Source organism: Anaerococcus porci, assembly GCF_009696575.1.
GTDB lineage: Bacteria > Bacillota > Clostridia > Tissierellales > Peptoniphilaceae > Anaerococcus > Anaerococcus porci.
Map to the genome: position 1 here is coordinate 96,139 of NZ_VULQ01000001.1, position 19,759 is coordinate 115,897.

A 19,759-nucleotide genomic window follows, 5' to 3' on the forward strand; every position below is an offset into this window, starting at 1 on the left:
TATCAAAAGATGTGCATAGTACTTATTTAGTATACTACAAGTTTTTTTAAAAAACAAGCATTTAGAACATACTTTCAACAAAAGACTTAGAATCAAATTTTTCTAGGTTATTAATTCCCTCACCTAATCCTATATACTTAACAGGAACCTCAAGTTCAACTTGAAGCGGAAATATTACTCCACCCTTGGCAGTTCCATCAAGTTTTGTAAGTATTAAACCAGTTATATCGCATACATTTTTAAATTCTCTAAGTTGACTAATAGCATTTTGACCTGTAGTAGCATCTAAAATTAGTAAAGTTTCCTTATTGGCTTTATTAGCATGGGTTGATATTGTTCTATTAATTTTTTCTAATTCATTCATAAGGTTTTTCTTATTATGAAGTCTTCCAGCTGTATCGCATATCAAAACATCATATTTATTTGACTTTGCAGACTGAATTGCGTCAAAAATTACAGCTGATGGGTCTGATCCTTCTTTATGAGATATCATAGGAGTGTTAGACTCTTTTGCCCATGAATCTAATTGTTCAATTGCTGCGGCCCTAAAGGTATCTGCAGCTGCCAGGATTACTTTCTTGCCTTGTTTTTCAAGATTATTAGCAAGCTTACCTATTGTAGTTGTTTTTCCAACTCCATTAACTCCTATAACTAATATCACGGTCAACTCATTATCCTTAATATTTAATGAATTATCAAGATTTTTTTCATCAAGTTTTGCTATCATAATTTCTTTTAGTAGAGGAAATATTTTTTCAGGTTCTTTAATAGATCTAGCCTTTATTTCAAACTTAAGATTGTCTACTATTTCAATAGTAGATTTCATTCCTATATCAGAAGATATAAGAATCTCTTCTAATTCTTCATATAAATCATCATCTATTTTTACATTTGCAGTAAATATATTTTTTAATTGTGATGAAAATTGTTCACGGGTTTTTGAAAGACCTTTTGATATTTTTGCAAAAAAGCCCAGATTTTCTTCGACATCATCTGATGTATTTTCAATATTTTTTTGATTTAATATTAAGTCTTTTTCTAACTTTTCTTTATTTTCTTCTTCATTTAGCTTATCATTCTTATATACATTTTCTTTTTCTATATACTTTTCTTCTTTACATTCATCAGCTTTTTTCTTTCTAAAAAAATCAAACATTTATACTCCTTAATTAATGTCATTTGGATTTAATGATATAATAATACTAGAATCCTTAGACTTATTTATAAAGTGATTTCTTAATCTCACTAAAAAATCAAAAAGATAATTTAAATTATTATCATTACACTTTATAATGATATTATATCTATATTTATTATTAATTCTACTAATTTTACATGGGTTAGGACCTATAATCTCGACATAAATATTTTGAGAAAACTCCAAATCTAGATATTTCTTTATTCTATTTGAAATATCTATGCACTTAAGTCTTGAGGCATTTAAAATTTTTATAGTAAGTAAATTAATAAAAGGAGGATAAGAGAATGCCTTCCTTATGGCTATTTCATTTTCATAAAATGTTTTGTAGTCATTATTACTTACCGTATTTATTACAAAATTATCGGGTTTATAAGTTTGAATAACTACTTCTCCATTTTTATTAGATCTTCCGGCTCTTCCTGAAACTTGGGTGAGAATTTGAAAGCTAGATTCGAAAGCTGTGTAATCATCAACATTTAAATTTATATCAGCATTTATTACACCAACTAAAGTAACATTATCAAAATCAAGCCCTTTCGCTATCATTTGAGTTCCTATTAAAATATCTACCTTATTTTCTTTCATAAGCTTATACATTTTCAGGTAAGAATCTCTATTTTTAACAGTAATCGAATCCATTCTTAAAATTTTTGCACCTTTAAACATATCTCTTACTTCTTCTTCAAGTTTTTCAGTTCCGGCTCCATATTCTTTTATTTTTTTAGACCCACAAGATGGACAAATTTTAGGTTGATTTTTAGTTCTTCCACAATAATGACACACAAGTTTTGATACATGCTTATGATAGGTCATTGCTACGTCACAAGCTTCACATTTTATTACGTGACCACATGATCTACAAAATGTAAAAGAGTTATGCCCTACCTTGTTTAAAAATAAAATAATCTGTTCTTTTTTCTTAAGCCTATCTATGATTTTTCCATAAAGATTAGCACTAATCATTGAGTAATTTGAATTTTTGAGCTCTTTTCTCATATCGACAATTTCAATTTTTGGAAAAGTCTTGTTTATTCTTTCTTTTAACTCAAGCAATCCATATTCACCAGATTTAGCTTTTAACATTGTCTTTAAAGATGGAGTAGCTGATGCAAATATTAAACTAGCATTGTGAAACTTTCTTCTTAATAAGGCTATCTCATCAGTATGGTATTTAGGGTCTTTTCCAGATAGATAGCTCTTATCATGTTCTTCGTCAATTATAATTATGCCCAAGTTTTTAAAAGGAGCAAAGATTGCACTTCTTGCACCTATTACAATTTTTACCTCTCCATTTTTTATCATTCTCCACTGTTGAAATCTTTCTTTTATAGTAAGCTTTGAATGCATTACAGCTATCTTTTGTTTAAATCTTCCTTGAAATCTCTCAATAGTTTGTGGTGTAAGTGATATTTCAGGAACCAATATTATGGCATCTTTATTATTTTTAAGATTTTCTTCTACAATTTGTAGAAACACCTCGGTTTTTCCACTACCAGTAACTCCTTTAAGTAGATAGGGTCTATTTGGATTATTTATAACTTCTTTATAAGCTTTTTCCTGCTCATCATTAAGTTTAAATTTGTCATATGACTCCATAAAATTTTCAACTGATTCATTTTTTTCTTTTTTTAGAACTTTTACTAACCCTTTTTTTATTAATGAATCTAAAGAACTTTTACTAGACTTTGTTGTAGTTAGTAATTTCTTATATTCTGTTATATTATTTTTTTCTAAATAAGTTAATATTTCTTTTTGTTTTTTAGCGTTTTTACTTATTATATTATAATTTACTTCTTTATTAAGACTAATATAATAAATATAGTTTATTTTTTGATTACCTATTAATTCAAATTTCGATTTAATTAACCCATCATTTTTATATGATTCTAAAATATCATAGTTAATATTAAACTTTTCTTTTATTTCTTCATAACTTTTTTTCTCATCCAAAAAATCTAAAAGTTTATCAGAATTTTTATGATTACACTTATAAAAATACTCTCTTATTTCTTTTATATTTCCCGGAGGCATAACTTGTTTAATACATGATCTTAAAGGTGCCAAGTATCTTTTATGCATAAAAAAAGCTATATCAATTAATTCCTCATTAATTATAGCTTCACTATCAATAATTTCTATGATATCTTTTGTTTCAATTTCCTCTTCAATATCTTTTTTTATCTCATAAACAAAAGCAATAGTACGCTTGTTTGCTTTTCCAAACGGTACTATTACTCTCATTCCTTTTTTTAAACTATTTTTAAACTTTACTGGAATATGATATGTAAATGATCTATCTAAAAATCTACTTTTACTATCAAGAATCACATAACAATACAAAAAATCACCTAAACCAATAAATCCAAAATCTTATTAGCCAATTCTCTTTTTGTCATCATATTAAGCTTTTCAATACTCTTATGAGATAGAATTGAAGCTATATTAGTATCTACGTCAAAACCTGCACCTTTTTTCTTAAGATCATTTGCTATAATATAATCAACCTTTTTAGCTTCTAATTTTTTTTGTGCATTATTAATCAAATCATCTGTTTCTGCTGCAAAACCTATAAGAGTTTGTTGATTTTTTTTATCACCAAAGTACTTTAAAATATCAATATTTTCAATTAATTCTAAATTTAAGTTATTTCCATCCTTTTTTATTTTGACATCACTTGGTTTTTCAACTTTATAATCAGTAGGTGCAGCCGCCATTATTAGGGCGTCTGCATCATCAAATTCTTTATCTATTTCATCCTTTAATTCTTTATTAGTATTGACATTCACTTTATCAACACAATCAACTTCAAATGGACTAACAGGACCAGAAATAAGCTTTACATCTGCACCTCGCTTAAAAGCTTCATATGCAATATTATATCCCATTTTACCACTTGATTTGTTAGTAATATATCTAACATAATCAATCTTTTCTACAGTAGGACCAGCTGTTACTATAATTTTTTTCCCATTTAGGTCTTTTTTGGTAAAGTAATAATCTAAATATTTTACTATATTTACAGGTTCTTGCATTCTGCCATCACCGCGTGTATTACAAGCAAGCATACCTAATAAAGGATTTATTATGTAAACACCCCTATCTTCTATAGTTTTTAAATTTTTTTGAGTAGCGGGATGATTTAGCATGTTTGTATTCATTGTCGGTGCTACAATTATATCCTTATCACAAGCAAGTATACTTGCTGTTAGCATATTATCTGCTATACCATAAGTCATTTTAGCTAAGGTATTAGCTGTAAGTGGTGCTATTAGAAAAACATCTGCCCATTTAGGAAGTTCTATATGATGGACCTTATCATGATGACCTTCAAACATATCAGAATATACTTTGCATTTTCCCATGGTTTCAAATGACAATGGGGTTACAAATTTACAAGCTCCCTCTGTCATTATTATTTTAAGGTTCGCCCCTTCTTTTTTTAGCCTAGAGCATAAGTCTAGAACCTTATAAGTAGCTATACCTCCTGAAACTCCAAGAAGTATATTCTTTCCTTTAATCATACTTTCTAACTTTTCCTTCCATTATTTCATGTAATGCTTGAGTTACTGGTTTCGCTTCTTTATCCTTAGTCAAAAGATCTGAACCATTTACAATTCTTCTTGCTCTTTTTGCACACATCATGCAAATTTCATACCTACTTGAACTAATATTTGATAATTCTTTAAATGATGGATTATTCATTTTACTCCCTTTCGAAATTTATTTCCTCTCTAAATACCCTATGTTTCTCAGCGTTTATTATTTCATTAACTAAATTTATTGCTGAATTTAGATGATCATTAACTACTAAATAATCATATTCATTGATATAGGATAATTCCTTTTTAGCATTATTCATCCTAAGTTTAATATCTTTAGTAGTTTCAGTTCCCCTATTTACAATTCTATTTTTCAATTCACTTAGACTAGGAGGCGCTAGAAAAATAAAAACTCCATTATCAGTATTTTTCTTTACATTTAATGCTCCTTGAACATCAATCTCCAAAATAACTATTTTACCTTCATTAATTTTTTCTTCTACAAAGTCTTTAGGAGTTCCATAATAATTATTATGTACTTTAGCATATTCCAAAAACTTATCTTCATTTATCATTTTTTCAAATTCATCATGGCTCTTAAAAAAATAGCTTACCCCTTCTATCTCCCCAGGTCTTTGCTTCCTGGTAGTAACAGATACAGAATAAACTAAGTTTTTTTGTGTATTCATAAGATCATGTAGTACTGTACCCTTACCAACTCCTGAAGGTCCAGAAATTACTAATAAAAATCCTTTTTTCATTGCGCCTCCTTATTACTTCTATTTTACTTTATGGAAAAATTTACTTCAAGTCTGTATAATGATTAGTATCAATTAAAAGAGGTGATAATATGAGTTTTGATGGTCTAGTAACCAGAGCTGTCACTTATGAACTTAAGAATAAAGTAATAGGAGGAAAAATTCAAAAAATCAGCCAACCTTCTAAAAATGATATTGTATTAAGTATATACTCTTTAGGAAAAAGCTATAAGTTAATGATAAGTGCAAATAATAACGAAGGAAGAGTTAGTTTTTCAAATGAAAAATTTGAAAATCCACAAAATCCACCAAATTTCTGTATGGTTTTAAGAAAATATCTTAACCAAAGTAAAATCATTGACATTGAACAGTATAAATTAGATAGGGTAATTATTTTTCATATATCTTCTATTGATGAAATGGGATTTGATGTATCAAATAAATTAATAGTTGAAATTATGGGTAAATACTCAAATATTATTCTTACTGATGATAATTTCAAAATCATTGATTCTATAAAGAGAGTTAACAACAAGATGTCATCTGTAAGAGAAATTTTGCCAGGCAAGAATTATAATTTTATAAAAAGTGATAAATTTAATATACTTGAAAACTTTGATAAGGATATATATTATATAGATAAAAAAACTCCAGATAATGCAAATCCAAAAGAATTACTATATTCTACATACTTAGGATTTTCACCTACAATAGCTAATGAACTATGTTATAGAGCAGGTATAGATACTAGGGTTAATTGGGGATTAGTTAGCGAAGACGAGAAAAAAGCTTTAAATAAAAATATAATTAAATTAAGATCAAAATTATTAGAAAATGATTACACTCCTACATTATATAAAGAAAATAATAAATTTAAAGAATTTTATTCTTTTAGACTTAGACATCTACAATATGAATATAAAAAATATGACTTTATAAGCGAAGCTATAGAAGAATTTTATAAAGTTAATAAGTCAAACGATAGGCTAAGACAAATTAAAAATGATCTTGAAAGAAAGATAAATAGCCATATAAAGTCTACTAAAAAGAAAATTACAATACTAGATAAAAATCTTAGTAAAGAAAATTCTATGGAACTTTATAGGAAAAGTGGAGATTTGCTAGCAGCTAATATAAATAAAATAAGTAAAGGAATGAATTCAATAAGAGTAAATAATTTTTATGATGAAAATAAAGAAATAAAAATTATAATTGATCCATTAAAAAATCCTTGGGAAAATGTAGATAATTATTATAAGAGATATAAAAAATTAAAAAATTCTATTAGCTATGCTAAAAAAGATTATCCAAATCAAATAGAATATCTAAATTATCTCCTTCAACTTCTAGATTTTGTAGAAAGAAGTGATAGTATAAACGATTTAGATGATATAAAATCCGAACTTATATCTAATAAAATAATCAAAGATTCTAGTAGAAATAAAAAATCAAATAAAGAAAAGTCAAAACCTAAACATTATATAACTATAAATAATAGTCATATATATGTGGGTAAAAATTCTAGGCAAAATGATTATATTACTTTAAAATTAGCTGGAAAACATGATTACTTTTTCCATGTTAGAAATGCACCTGGAAGTCATGTTATTTTAAAGACAGATAATTTTAATGAAAATGATTTAATATCTGCATCCTATCTTGCTGCTAGTAATTCTTCTCTTTCTAATTCATTAAAAGTGGATGTAGACTACACTGAAAAAAAGAATGTAAATAAGGCCAAGGGTTCTAAGCTTGGTATGGTATATTATGAAAATTTTAATACTATAACTGTAGATTTAAGCGACAAGCCAAAAGATTTATATAAAAGAATACAATAAAAAAGATTAAGATAATTAAACTAAATCAATTATATAAATACTCTAATATAGTGATTAAAGAGATTAACAATTTATCAAGACTATTAAAAGCATTATTTTTACTTTTAGATTATTTGTTAATTTTAGGACTAAAATTTTTATTATTAGAAATTTAGTTTTAAGAAATTAAAAACCAGGTGGTAGTATGTTCTACTTCCTGGTAAATAATTGTGTTTATTTTTATCTATCAACACGATTCGACAAGAGCCTTAAAAATATTTTGGCATAAAAAAACCTCAATCTATATTTCGGATTTTGAGGTTATATAATAGTTGATATAGTATTTTATATTTAGAATACTCGACAGCCCCAATAGGGGCGTGCCTGTATTCATGTCTTATGCACTTTTGTGCAAACTAACATATAGCTAGTAGTTTTGAATTATTTATTTATTTATTAACTGCTTCTTTAAGTGTTTTTCCTGCTTTAAATACTGGAGCTTTAGAAGCTGGAATTTTTATAACTTCATCTGGTTTTCTAGGATTTCTACCTTCCCTAGCTTTTCTATCCCTTGTTTCAAAAGTTCCAAATCCAACTAATTGTACTTTTTCTTCTTTTGCTAAAGCTTCTGTTACAGTTTCGATAAAAGCATTTAAAGCTCTTTCTGCTTCAACTTTTTTAAGTCCACTTTTTTCTGAAATATTAACTAATAATTCTGATTTATTCATATTTCCTCCTTATAAATCAATCTTAATCTTATTCTGCTTAACTCTAAGTTAGATTATACATAAATATATAATATTTTTCAAGCATTTATCTAATAAAAAGATTGATATTTGAGTTTTTTATTAGATTTTTTATATATTTATCATACTCATTTTTTAAATAAATTTCCTTAGCTCTAACTAATAAATCATTTTCTTTTGTATTTAATGAATTTACCATTAGTATAAAGTATGAATCCTCATTCTCGAAGATTTTACTAACTTTATCTTTTTCATAAATATTTGCTAAAGATAGAAGTTTATCATCATTATATACAAAATCAGACCTAAATATTTCATAATTTCTAATATCAGATTCTAAAAATTTCCTAAAATCATTACTATTATTAATTTGTTCTTTAACTTTCTGAGCTTCTAATTTATCATCAAAAATAAGAACATCATATTTATACATTTTCTGTAATTTTTTATTATTTTTATAAAATTCTCTTACATCCTTATCTTTAATCTTATTATTATTCACAAAGAATTCCCAATGTTTTTTCCTGATTGAATCATTAAATAAAATCTCGTTAATTTCACTTTGATCAGAACCAAAGGCTTCAACATTTGCCAAAAGAGATGCTTCATCACCTATTTTATCAGATAGTTCTTTTAATAAATTTTGAGAATCATTCTTACTAACTTTAATATTATTTCTATCTAAATCATTTAAAAATATCTGATCTTTTATTAATGAATCAAGAAGTTCAGACTCTAACTTTTTAAAATTAGAATCTCCATTCTTATTTTTATCATCAAGGTATGATTCCCCATATTTTTTTATATAAAATTTTTGATAAAAGCTAAGTTCTTTTTCAAATTTTTCTTTAAATATTGGTTTATTATCAACTATTGCTACACAGTTGTTTTTGTCTATATTATTTGTCGAACAAGATGTAATTAAAAAAGAAATAAGACTAATTATTACTATTAGAATTTTCTTTGTTTTCTTTGTTTGAACTATCATTATTTTTTTGCTTTATATCTGTCTCAGAGTTTTTTGTTTGAGGTCCATCTTCTGTTACAACTTTTGCATCATTAAATAATTTAGTTAGATATTCAGAATATTTTTTATCATTAAGTGCTTTAGAAATATCTTCTTTTAAGTCCTCAGCACTATCTTTCTTGTCTTCAACTTTTATAATATGATAGCCATAAGATGTCTTTACTGGATCGGATATTTCACCTTTGTTCATAGAAAAAGCCTTGTCTGAGAATTCTTTAGCCATTTGAGACTTGTTAAAGTAGCCTAAGTCACCGCCCTTGGCTGCATTAGCAGTATCTTTAGAATATTCCTTAGCTAGTTTTGCAAAATCTTCACCCTTATCTAATTTTTCTTTTAATTCTTTGGCTGTAGCTTCATCTTCAACTAAAATATGACTGGCTTTAACTTGAATTAGGTTATCTTTATTTTCATCAAAATATTTTTTTATTTCATCATCCGAAACAGGATTATTTTCTTCAAACCATGCTCTATGTTTTTGATAAATTTGGTCTTTTTTGATGGTTTCTTTAAATTTGTCACTGCTCATATTATAATCATCAAGCATCTTATCGAATTTTTCTTCTCCTCCAAATTGTTGGATGTATTTAAGAAATTTTTCGTTTACTTCCTTATCATCAACTTTAACATTGTTTTTTTTCATATCATTCGATATAAGTTTATCTTGAATCATCATATTTACAATTGAAGATTTTAATTGTTGTTGGCTTGCAAGCATTGCAGAATAAAAACTCATTTCATCTTTATATGCATCTTTAGGAATTTTTTCATTCGCTACCATTGCAACAGCATCATCTTCTAATTTTACATCTTTATTAGTTTTATCTTTTTCTTGATTAGAACTTTCTGTAGCAGTTGTCTCTTTTTTGTTGCTTGAGGCATTGTTATTTGTATTATTATTTGAACAAGCCCCTAATACAAATCCTGTAGCTAATACTAAAGCTAATATTTTTTTATTCATTCTGTCTCCTTAATTTCTTTTATTAATTTTAAAAGTTCATAGCAGTCTAATAACTTGGTACTTGTGTTTGGTATATTAAATGATGGATTATGAGATAAGTCTAATGATAGTTTACTTTTATATTTTTCATTAATTTGTGAGAGTTCTTTAAATGTAAATTTATTTCTATCACTATATGATATTTTAATCTGATCTTTAACTTCTCTAATTTCATCAAAACCTAATCTATCAGCTAAAGACTTTATTAAAGATACATACATTATATTATCCACCATAATTGGCACATCTCCATATCTATCTATTAAGTCTTCTACAATTAGGCTATAATCTTCTAGATTATCAATCTTAGAAATTCTAGTATACATTTCAATTTTTTGACCAGGATCCTCTATATATGTTTCAGGTATATATGCATCAATTTTTATATCAATATATACATTATTAAATTTATAATCTTTAATCTCTTTACCACTTGCCTTATTAATAGCTTGTTGTAAAAATTTAACATATAAGTCATACCCAATAGCTTCTACTTGTCCGCTCTGACTTTCACCTAAAATATTACCTGCTCCTCTTAGCTCTAAATCTCTCATAGCAATTTTATAGCCAGATCCAAAATCTGAAAAATCCTTAATTGATTTCAGTCTTTTTTCTCCTATTTCTGTTAAAACTTTACCTTTTTTATAAGTAAAATATGCATATGAGGATCTAGAGGACCTACCGATGCGGCCCTTTAATTGATAAAGTTGACTCAACCCCATCATGTCAGAATCATAAACTATAATTGTGTTTACATTTTGTATATCCATTCCAGTTTCAATGATTGTTGTAGAAAGTAATATATCAATTTCACCCTTTATAAAGTCTTCCATCACCTTTTCTAAACTTTTTGGAGTCATTTGACCATGAGCAATGGCTATATTTGCATCAGGAACTAATTGTTTAAGATGATTATAAATTTTTTCTATATTTCCAACCCTATTATAAACAAAATATACTTGACCATTCCTATCTAATTCTTTTTCTATTGCTCTTTTTATTATTATAAAATCATATTCTATTACATAAGTGTTTACTGGCATTCTTCTTTCTGGCGGCTTATCTAAGGTTGACATATCTCTTATTCCAGTTAAAGACATTTGTAAAGTTCTAGGAATTGGAGTTGCTGATAATGTAAGAACATCGAGATTTTCTTTTAATTTTTTCATTTTATCTTTATGTCTTACGCCAAATCTTTGCTCTTCATCTATAATTAGTAATCCTAAGTTTTTAAATACAATATCTGATGATAAAAGTCTATGGGTTCCAATTATTATATCAACTTTTCCTGATTTTAAGTTTTTAATGGTATTATCTTGGTCTTTTTTTGAAACAAATCTTGAAAGCATCCTACAATCAATTGGAAAATCTTTAAACCTTTCAAGCATAGTTTCATAATGCTGTCTTGCAAGAATTGTAGTTGGAACTAGAAAGCAAACTTGATATCCATCCATTATAGCTTTAAATGCTGCTCTTAGAGCAACCTCAGTTTTTCCATAACCAACATCACCGCATAAGAGTCTGTCCATGGGTTTATCCTTTTCCATGTCTTTTTTTATTTCATTTATGGCTCTTAACTGACTTTCAGTTTCTTCATATATAAATGAATCTTCAAACTCTTTTTGCCAAGCTGTATCCTTACTAAAGGCATGACCCTTTAATTTTGATCTTTTAGCATATAATTCTACTAAGTCTTCAGCTATTTCATCTACAGCTTTTTTTGCTTTTTGTTTTGCTTTTTTCCACTGATTTGAGCCTAGAGATGATAATTTAGGTTTATCACCCTTATTACCAATATACTTACTAACTAAGTCCATTTGATCTACTGGCACAAAGACCTTGTCTTTTCCCATATATTCAATAAGGAAATAATCTTTTTTTATATTATTGACTTCTATTTGGGATAAACCTTTATATATACCAATACCATTATTTTCGTGTACTACATAATCACCAACTTCAATATCAGAATAGTTTAGGATATCATTAGCATTTAAAATCTTTGATTTTTTTTTCTTTTTCTTTCTTTTTTTATCCTTACCAAAAATATCCCTATAACTATATACATTTATTGCTGAGTCAATTATTATATAACCTCTAGATGTATTTCTGTCAGTAATTATTATATTATTATTTTCAAAATTACTATAAAAATCATAAGTAAAATTATTAATACCATTTTTTATAAAAAGGTCTGCTAAATTTTCTTGAGTCTTTTTGGTTGCACCTAATATTAGAATCTTTTCATCTTTATATATTAAGTTTTTAATATTTGCTATAAAAGAATCTATATCATTATTAAAGTTTTCTTGTTCTATAGTTCTTAATTCTATAATTTTTTTTGCTTTAATATTTGACGTATTTTTCAACAAACTAGATGCATTTATTATAGGAAAAGATTTGATATTTATAAACACATCTTTGATAGGTATTTTTATATTAGAAAAAGATGAAAATACTTCTTCATTTTCTATTTGTAAACCTAAATCTAATGAAAATTTATCCCTTCTATCTTTATATTCCTCTTCAACCCTATTTAAATCGTCAAATATAATGATTGGCTCATCATTAATATAATCAAAAATACTTTCATAATTTTCATCTCTAAAATAAGTAATCAAATCATCATTAGCTATATATAGACTATCCTTAATATATGAAATGATTTGTCTATATTTATCTTTAAGCTTTATAAAATCACTAGTATTATTTAACTTATCCAATTGCTCTTCTATATTAAGAATTACTTTTTTATAGTCTTCTTTGTCATAGATTAATTCTTTTGTAGGTCTTATTTCAACACTTTCTATATTTCCCAATGAACGTTGAGTGTTACTGTCAAAAAATCTTATAGAATCTACTTCATTATCAAAGAGCTCTAATCTTACAGGATTATCATATTCTATAGGCCAAAAGTCTATTATAGACCCCCTTATCGAAAAATTTCCTTTAGATTCTACCAATTTATTATATTCATAATTTAGATTGAGAAATTTTTTCTTTAAATCGTTTATATCTATTTTTGAATTAAAATCAATCATGAAAGATTTATCTTTATAAATCTCTAAAGGAGTAAGTTTATTGGATAAGGCTTCAAGTGTTGTAGCTATAATACATTTTTTACCTTTTGATAAGCAGTTTAAGAGCTCTAACCTTTTAATTTCATCTGATCTTTCAAGACTTTTAATATTGTAAAAATTAACTTCGGTAGAAGGAAAATATAGACACTCATTTTCTTCTAAGAAATTTACTTCTTGTGCAAATTCCATTGCTTTTTTTTCATTTTCACATATTACTATTATATTCTTATTAAGAATTTGAAAGAAAGTTAGAGATAAATGTGATAAAAGCTCTCTGGTAATACCGTGTAAAAATATTGGGGATAAATCCTTATAATTATTTAATATTTTTGATATTTTTTCGATAGATGATAGTTGATTAGTAATACTATTCATTATTTTCTATCAACCTTTTTGAATTAAACAAACTCATAGCCTTATCGATTCCTTCAGTTAATATCATACTTATTGCATTACTAGTAAACTTAATTTCATCTTCTATTATTTTTGCTTCATCTTTAGAAAATCCACTTAATACAAAATTTGCAAGATCCATATATTCAGGTTTCTTGCCTACTGCTAATTTAATTCTTGGAAAGTCATCAAATTCAAGGTTGTAGATTATAGATTTCATGCCATTATGGGTCCCAGCAGAGCCCTTTTTTCTTATTCTAATACTACCAAAATCTATATCTATATCATCAAAGATAACAATTAACTTATCATGTTTAAAATCAAAATAATTATATATTTCTCTTAAGGCTTCTCCTGAATTGTTCATATAAGTTTGAGGTTTTATAAGCATGACTTTTTGGTCAGAAATTACTCCCTGACCAATTAAAGACTTAAATTTTATTTTTCGTACGTCAATATTGTACTTTCTTGCTAGATAATCTATTGTTAAAAAGCCAACATTGTGTCTTGTATTTTCATATTTTAAACCAGGATTTCCTAACCCTACGATATAATACATTTTACTTAGCATCCTCGAATAAACCACTTATAGATTCATAACTATTTATTCTTTTTATTGCTTCAGCAAGCAGTGGTGCTATAGACATGATTTTTATTTTATCTATCTTTTTTTCTTCTGGCAATTGAATTGTATCTGTAATTACTATTTCTTTAAGACAAGATTCTTCTAATCTTTCTATAGCTGGTCCACTTAAAACTCCATGAGTTGCAGCCATTGATACATCCTTTGCTCCATTTTCCATTAAATAATTTGCAGCATTGCATATTGTACCAGCAGTATCTATCATATCGTCAACTAGAATACAGTGTTTTCCCTTAAAATCTCCTATGACATTCATAACTTCTGAAACATTTGGTTTTGGTCTTCTTTTTTCAATAATGGCTATTGTTAATTTCAAATAATCGGCAAAGTTTCTAGCCCTAGTTACCCCACCTAAATCAGGACTTACTACTACATAATCATCACTTTTTCCAAAAGCTTCTTTTTTAAAGTATGAAGATAAAAGTCTAATTGCAGAAAAATGATCTAAAGGAATATCAAAATATCCTTGAATTTGACCTGCATGTAGGTCCATAGTAATTACCCTATCTGCACCAGAAACTGTAATCAAATTTGCAACTAATTTTGCACTTATTGGTTCTCTACCTCTTGTTTTCCTATCTTGTCTTGCGTATCCATAGTATGGTACTACTACATTGACATGACCTGCAGAAGCTCTTCTGCAAGCATCAGTCAATATCAATAATTCCATTAAATTATCATTGGTGGGATATGAAGTTGGTTGAATTATATATACATCCTTTCCCCTTACAGTATCATTTATTTTTACATTAATTTCACCATCAGCAAAGTGTTTAACTTCAGCTTCCCCTAATTCTATTCCTAGTGAATTAACGACATCTTGTGCTAGTTTTGGATTTGAATTACCAGCAATTACTATAAGCTCTCCCCTACAAATATTAGATGGATTTACACACTCTGTCATCTTAATTTTGCTCCTTTAATTTTTTTAAATCTCTTTTTTTCTTTTTTTCAACATATCCAGGTATATTCACTTGTTTTGCTCTTTCTACTGAAAGATTTCCTTCTTCTACATTTTTTGTTATAGTTGATCCTGCCGCTATATATCCTTCTTTTTCTATATGGACTGGTGCTACTAAGTTTGAATTTGATCCTATAAAGGCATCATCTTCTATAATTGATCTATGCTTAAACTTACCATCGTAGTTAACAAAAATAACTCCACAACCAACATTTATGTTTTTTCCTAAATCGGCATCTCCTATATAGGCAAGGTGTCCAGCTTTAGTCCCATCATCTATGTTTGAGTTTTTAACTTCAACAAAGTTTCCAATATGAACATTTTTACCTAATTTTGATTTTGGTCTTAAATGAGAAAATGGTCCAATATCTGTTCCTTCATCTACAAAAGATTTTTCTATTACTGAATTATCAATTTTAACTTTATCTTTTATCTCAGAATCTTCAATTCTTGAACTGCCTTCAATAATGCAATTTTCACCTATAGATGTTTTTCCCAAAATTTTACAAGGACCTGATATAAGAGTATCTTTTCCTATTTTTACATCTTTTTCTATTGTTACTATGTCTGGATTTTCAATGATTACACCATTTAACATATGATATTCATTTATTCTTTTTCTTAAAATTGAACCAGCTTCTGCAAGCTCTTTTTTATTATTTATTCCATAAAATTGATCAGGATTACTAGCTACATAGCTTTCAACTTTTTTATTTTCATTATTTAAAATCTCAATACAGTCTGTTAGGTAATACTCATTTGACTTGTTATCAGTATTGATTTTTTTTAGTGATTCTTTTAAATCTATTGCCTTAAAAGCATATATACCTACATTTATTTCTTTTACTTTAAGTTCATCCTTATTAGCATCTTTTTGTTCTACTATTTTTTTGAATTTCCCATTTTCTCTAATAATCCTTCCATATCCTGTTGGATTGTCAATTTCAGTAGACATTACACTCAAATTGTTATTATTTTCTTTGTGGAAATTATAAAAACTATTAAGTGAATTTTTAGTTATTAGTGGGATATCACCATTTAATATTATAATATCGTCTTCATCTTCTAAAAGATCTAAGGCCATACTTACCGCATATGCTGTGCCATAAGGATAATCTTCTCCTATTTTTTGTTCTCTTATTTCAAGATTAGGAAATTTTTCTTCTATAAGTGCTTTATTTTTCCCAGCTATTAGTATGGTTTTAGAATTTTCTATATCACACGCATCAATTATATATGATATAATTTCTCTATTTAGAATTTTGGTCATAACTTTAGAGGTATTAGATTTCATTCTAGTACCTTCTCCTGCTGCAAGTATTATATTTTTAAGCATTTTAACCCCTTATTTAGGTGCAACTTCTAGTGCTAATTCCATCATTTGAGTATAAGAATTTTGTCTGTTTTCAGCACTATCAGCTTCATTTGACACTAAAGAATCACTAATGGTAAATATTGCTAAAGCTTTCTTTCCGTATTTTCTAGCGGTTGTAAATAGACCATAAGATTCCATTTCAACACATAAAACATCATATTGTTGTAAGTTTTTAAATACTTTCTCATCAATATTACTATAGAATTGATCTGAAGAGTGCACTTGTCCACAATGAGTTATATAACCTAACTCTTTTGATTTATTATAAGCTGTCAAAAGTAAATCAAAATCTGGTGTTGGTGAAAAATGTATATTTCCAAATAAATTATCATTTATTGAGGACTCACTACAAGCACTTGTTGCAAGAACAATGTCATGCAATTTCACATTTTCTTGCATGCTTCCAGCACTTCCAACTCTTATTATAGTTTCTACATCATAGAATTTATATAGTTCATTAAAATATATCATTGATGATGGAATTCCCATTCCACTACCCATTACAGATACCCTTTTACCCTTATAAAAGCCTGTAAATCCTAACATTCCTCTAGTATTTGTAAATTGTTTATAATCATCTAAAAAATTTTCGGCTATATACTTTGCCCTTAAAGGATCTCCAGGCATTAATACAGTATTAGCAATCTCATCTTTACTTTTTGCTGAAATATGTGGTGTTGGTATACTCATATTCACTCCTTTTTATTATTCTTATAATTATAATATATCACTTTTTAGTATTTTTTTAAAATAAAGAAGGCAAGTAGTAAGCTTGCCACCTTAATCAATTGAATTTTTCTTTATATTTCTTAGCTATTATAGTTTTATCAAAACCTAATTCTTCTTTAACATCCTTAAAATTACCTGATATACCAAAGCTATCTACAGCTATATTTAAACCTTCATTACCTGTAAACTCGCTCCAACCAAAAGAAGTTCCCATTTCAATAGATACTCTATTTCTTACATCTTTTGGTAAAATTTTCTCTTTATATTTTTCACTTTGTTTTCTAAATAATTCAAAAGAAGGCATTGATACTACCCTAATATCAATATTATCTTTTAACAGTTCTTCTCTAGTTTCTATAGCAAGCTCTACTTCACTTCCTGTTGCTATTATAATTCCATCAGGTTTATCTTTATTTGAATCTTTAATTATATAGGCCCCCATAGATATATCATCCAATTTTTCAGTTTCTTCTAAGTTAGACACATTTTGACGAGTTAGGGCTATAACTACTGGAGATTCTTTACTCTCAAGTGCTATCTTCCATGAAAGCCTAACCTCATTAGCATCACATGGTCTAAGCACTATAGTATTAGGAATTGCTCTAATCATTGCTAATTGTTCTATAGGTTGGTGTGTTGGTCCATCTTCACCTACTGCTACCGAATCATGAGTAAACACATAAGTTACAGGTATATGAGATAGAGCAGAAAGCCTTAAACCAGCCTTAAGGTAGTCTGAAAATACGAAGAATGTAGATATATGATGGAAAGATCCACCATGTGCTACAATTGCATTAGCAATAGCAGACATTGCAAATTCTCTTACTCCATACCATAAGTTTCTTCCTTCAGGATTTGATTTTTTGAACCTATCACTTGATTTTATATCTGTCTTATTTGAAGAAAATAAATCGGCACTTCCTCCCCAAAAGTTTTTATTTATTTTTGCTATATCTTGAATTATATCGCCACTTGAAGCTCTTGTGGCAATCGGTGCATCTTCGTGTGAATATTTTTTAACTTGATCAATCCAATTTTCATCAAGTTTTCTTTCAAATCCACTTATATAATTTTTTGCGTCTTCTGGGTATTTTTCTTTATATTCTTTAAATTTTTCAAGCCATTTTTGATATTTTTCTTTACCATTTTTCAATATATTTTCCCTAAAGGTTTCGTATATATTTTCAGGTATTTCAAAGTCGTCATAGGACCAATTATAGAATTTTTTTACTCTTTTATAATCATCAAAACCTATAGGAGCACCATGAACTTTATTGGTACCCTGGTTTAAAGAACCATAACCTATAATAGTTTTAATCTCTATGAAACTAGGTCTATCCTTACTTTCTTTAGCTTTATTTATTGCTTCATATATAGCATCTAAATCATTACCATCATCAACTTTAAGATAATTCCAATTTTGAGCCTTAACTCTTCCTTCAATATTTTCAGAAAATGAAGTTTTTAAATCTCCATCTAAGCATATATCATTAGAATCATGTAAAATTATAAGTTTATTTAAATTTAAGTGTCCAGCAAGACTCATAGATTCATATGAAATACCTTCCATAAGATCACCATCTCCACATATGGCATAAGTATAGTGATCTACAATCTTTAAGTCTTCTTTATTATATAAAGCTGCAAGATGCTTTTCAGCTATAGCAAATCCAACTGCATTTGCAATTCCTTGACCTAATGGTCCTGTGGTTACCTCAACTCCATCAGTATGTTTTCTTTCAGGATGTCCTGGAGTCTTAGAACCTATTTGTCTAAAGTTTTTTAAGTCCTCAATAGATAAATCAAATCCACTTAGGTGAAGTAATGAATAAAGCATTGCTGATCCATGACCTGCTGATAAAACAAACCTATCCCTATTATGCCAATCACTTTTTTCTGGATTTACATTTAAAACCTTATTCCATAATACATATGCCATTGGGCTTGCACCCATTGGAAGACCAGGATGTCCACTATTTGCACTTTCTATTTGAGCAATTGATAAAGTTCTAATTGCATTTATAGCATTGATATCTTTTTCATTAAACATTAATTATTCTCCTCAATTTCAGTGATTTTTTCTATTCTTCTTTGATGCCTTCCACCTTCGAATTTAGTTTTTACAAAAGTTTCTACAATTATCTTTGCAACTTCTGATCCAATTACTCTTGCACCAATACATAAAACATTACAATTGTTGTGTGCTCTAGACATCTTTGCAGAATAAACATCAGATACGCAAGCAGCTCTTATTCCTTTAACTTTATTAGCAGAAAGACTCATACCAATTCCTGTTCCACATATTAGTATTGCAAAATCCGCTTCATTATTTATGATTTTTTCACATGCCTTTTTTGCAAAATCAGAGTAATCACAAGAATCCTTATTATAAGTGCCTACTTTTTCAACTTCTTGACCTAAATCAAGAAGAATTTCTTCTACACTATCAACAAGATCTATACCTCCGTGATCGTTACCTATAATATATCTCAT

At 27.5% G+C, this 19,759-nt stretch carries 16 protein-coding genes; 1 reads left to right on the top strand and 15 read right to left on the bottom strand.

All coding sequences use genetic code 11. The features are described from left to right. Window positions 1-61: 61 nt before the first annotated feature. Genes ftsY through gmk form a run of 5 tightly spaced genes read right to left on the bottom strand, consistent with a single transcriptional unit; the run spans window position 62 to window position 5,501 of the window. On the bottom strand, window positions 62-1,156 hold the full coding sequence (gene ftsY, locus FYJ26_RS00515) for a signal recognition particle-docking protein FtsY (RefSeq protein WP_154538786.1): 1,095 nt from the start codon (window positions 1,154-1,156) through the stop codon (window positions 62-64). A 9-nt stretch (window positions 1,157-1,165) separates the two neighbouring features. Further along, window positions 1,166-3,541: a primosomal protein N' gene (priA, locus tag FYJ26_RS00520; RefSeq protein WP_154538787.1), complete on the bottom strand. Its 2,376-nt coding sequence runs from the start codon at window positions 3,539-3,541 to the stop codon at window positions 1,166-1,168. Between the two features lie 8 nt (window positions 3,542-3,549). Next, window positions 3,550-4,722, bottom strand: coding sequence for a bifunctional phosphopantothenoylcysteine decarboxylase/phosphopantothenate--cysteine ligase CoaBC (gene coaBC, locus FYJ26_RS00525; RefSeq protein WP_154538788.1), 1,173 nt, complete (start codon window positions 4,720-4,722; stop codon window positions 3,550-3,552). Continuing rightward, window positions 4,715-4,903, bottom strand: coding sequence for a DNA-directed RNA polymerase subunit omega (rpoZ, locus tag FYJ26_RS00530; protein ID WP_154538789.1), 189 nt, complete (start codon window positions 4,901-4,903; stop codon window positions 4,715-4,717). Before rpoZ ends, coaBC begins: the two co-directional genes overlap by 8 nt. Window position 4,904: 1 nt before the next feature. Then, a complete protein-coding gene (gene gmk / locus FYJ26_RS00535) occupies window positions 4,905-5,501 on the bottom strand; it encodes a guanylate kinase (RefSeq protein WP_154538790.1) in 597 nt (198 codons plus the stop codon). Between the two features lie 89 nt (window positions 5,502-5,590). Here gmk and FYJ26_RS00540 point away from each other — a divergent pair, with 89 nt between their 5' ends. Beyond that, window positions 5,591-7,336, top strand: coding sequence for an Rqc2 family fibronectin-binding protein (locus FYJ26_RS00540; protein ID WP_154538791.1), 1,746 nt, complete (start codon window positions 5,591-5,593; stop codon window positions 7,334-7,336). A gap of 428 nt (window positions 7,337-7,764) precedes the next feature. Here FYJ26_RS00540 and FYJ26_RS00545 read toward each other — a convergent pair whose 3' ends face one another. The 10 genes from FYJ26_RS00545 to rpiB all read right to left on the bottom strand — a co-directional run bounded on the left by FYJ26_RS00545 (window position 7,765) and on the right by rpiB (window position 19,759). Beyond that, window positions 7,765-8,043, bottom strand: coding sequence for an HU family DNA-binding protein (locus tag FYJ26_RS00545; protein WP_154538792.1), 279 nt, complete (start codon window positions 8,041-8,043; stop codon window positions 7,765-7,767). A gap of 85 nt (window positions 8,044-8,128) precedes the next feature. Next, window positions 8,129-9,049 carry a SurA N-terminal domain-containing protein gene (locus tag FYJ26_RS00550; protein ID WP_154538793.1) on the bottom strand — a complete coding sequence of 307 codons (921 nt, stop codon included), beginning with the start codon at window positions 9,047-9,049 and terminating at the stop codon, window positions 8,129-8,131. Further along, window positions 9,000-10,046: a foldase protein PrsA gene (locus FYJ26_RS00555; protein ID WP_154538794.1), complete on the bottom strand. Its 1,047-nt coding sequence runs from the start codon at window positions 10,044-10,046 to the stop codon at window positions 9,000-9,002. Before FYJ26_RS00555 ends, FYJ26_RS00550 begins: the two co-directional genes overlap by 50 nt. Then, window positions 10,043-13,540, bottom strand: a complete 3,498-nt coding sequence (mfd, locus tag FYJ26_RS00560; RefSeq protein WP_154538795.1) for a transcription-repair coupling factor — start codon at window positions 13,538-13,540, stop codon at window positions 10,043-10,045. The genes FYJ26_RS00555 and mfd overlap by 4 nt, the downstream gene beginning before the upstream one ends. After that, window positions 13,533-14,117 (bottom strand): aminoacyl-tRNA hydrolase, encoded by a 585-nt coding sequence (pth, locus tag FYJ26_RS00565; protein ID WP_154538796.1) that lies wholly within the window; start codon window positions 14,115-14,117, stop codon window positions 13,533-13,535. The genes mfd and pth overlap by 8 nt, the downstream gene beginning before the upstream one ends. Before the next feature lies 1 nt (window position 14,118). Then, the gene (locus FYJ26_RS00570; RefSeq protein WP_154538797.1) at window positions 14,119-15,105 is read right to left on the bottom strand and encodes a ribose-phosphate diphosphokinase; all 987 of its coding nucleotides are present in this window, start codon (window positions 15,103-15,105) and stop codon (window positions 14,119-14,121) included. A gap of 1 nt (window position 15,106) precedes the next feature. After that, complete coding sequence (gene glmU, locus FYJ26_RS00575; RefSeq protein WP_154538798.1) at window positions 15,107-16,498, bottom strand: bifunctional UDP-N-acetylglucosamine diphosphorylase/glucosamine-1-phosphate N-acetyltransferase GlmU; 1,392 nt, start codon at window positions 16,496-16,498, stop codon at window positions 15,107-15,109. A gap of 9 nt (window positions 16,499-16,507) precedes the next feature. Next, on the bottom strand, window positions 16,508-17,227 hold the full coding sequence (gene deoD / locus FYJ26_RS00580; RefSeq protein WP_154538799.1) for a purine-nucleoside phosphorylase: 720 nt from the start codon (window positions 17,225-17,227) through the stop codon (window positions 16,508-16,510). A gap of 94 nt (window positions 17,228-17,321) precedes the next feature. Next, entirely contained in the window at window positions 17,322-19,316 is a 1,995-nt protein-coding gene (gene tkt, locus FYJ26_RS00585; RefSeq protein WP_154538800.1) for a transketolase, read from the bottom strand. Continuing rightward, window positions 19,316-19,759 carry a ribose 5-phosphate isomerase B gene (gene rpiB, locus FYJ26_RS00590; RefSeq protein ID WP_154538801.1) on the bottom strand — a complete coding sequence of 148 codons (444 nt, stop codon included), beginning with the start codon at window positions 19,757-19,759 and terminating at the stop codon, window positions 19,316-19,318. Before rpiB ends, tkt begins: the two co-directional genes overlap by 1 nt.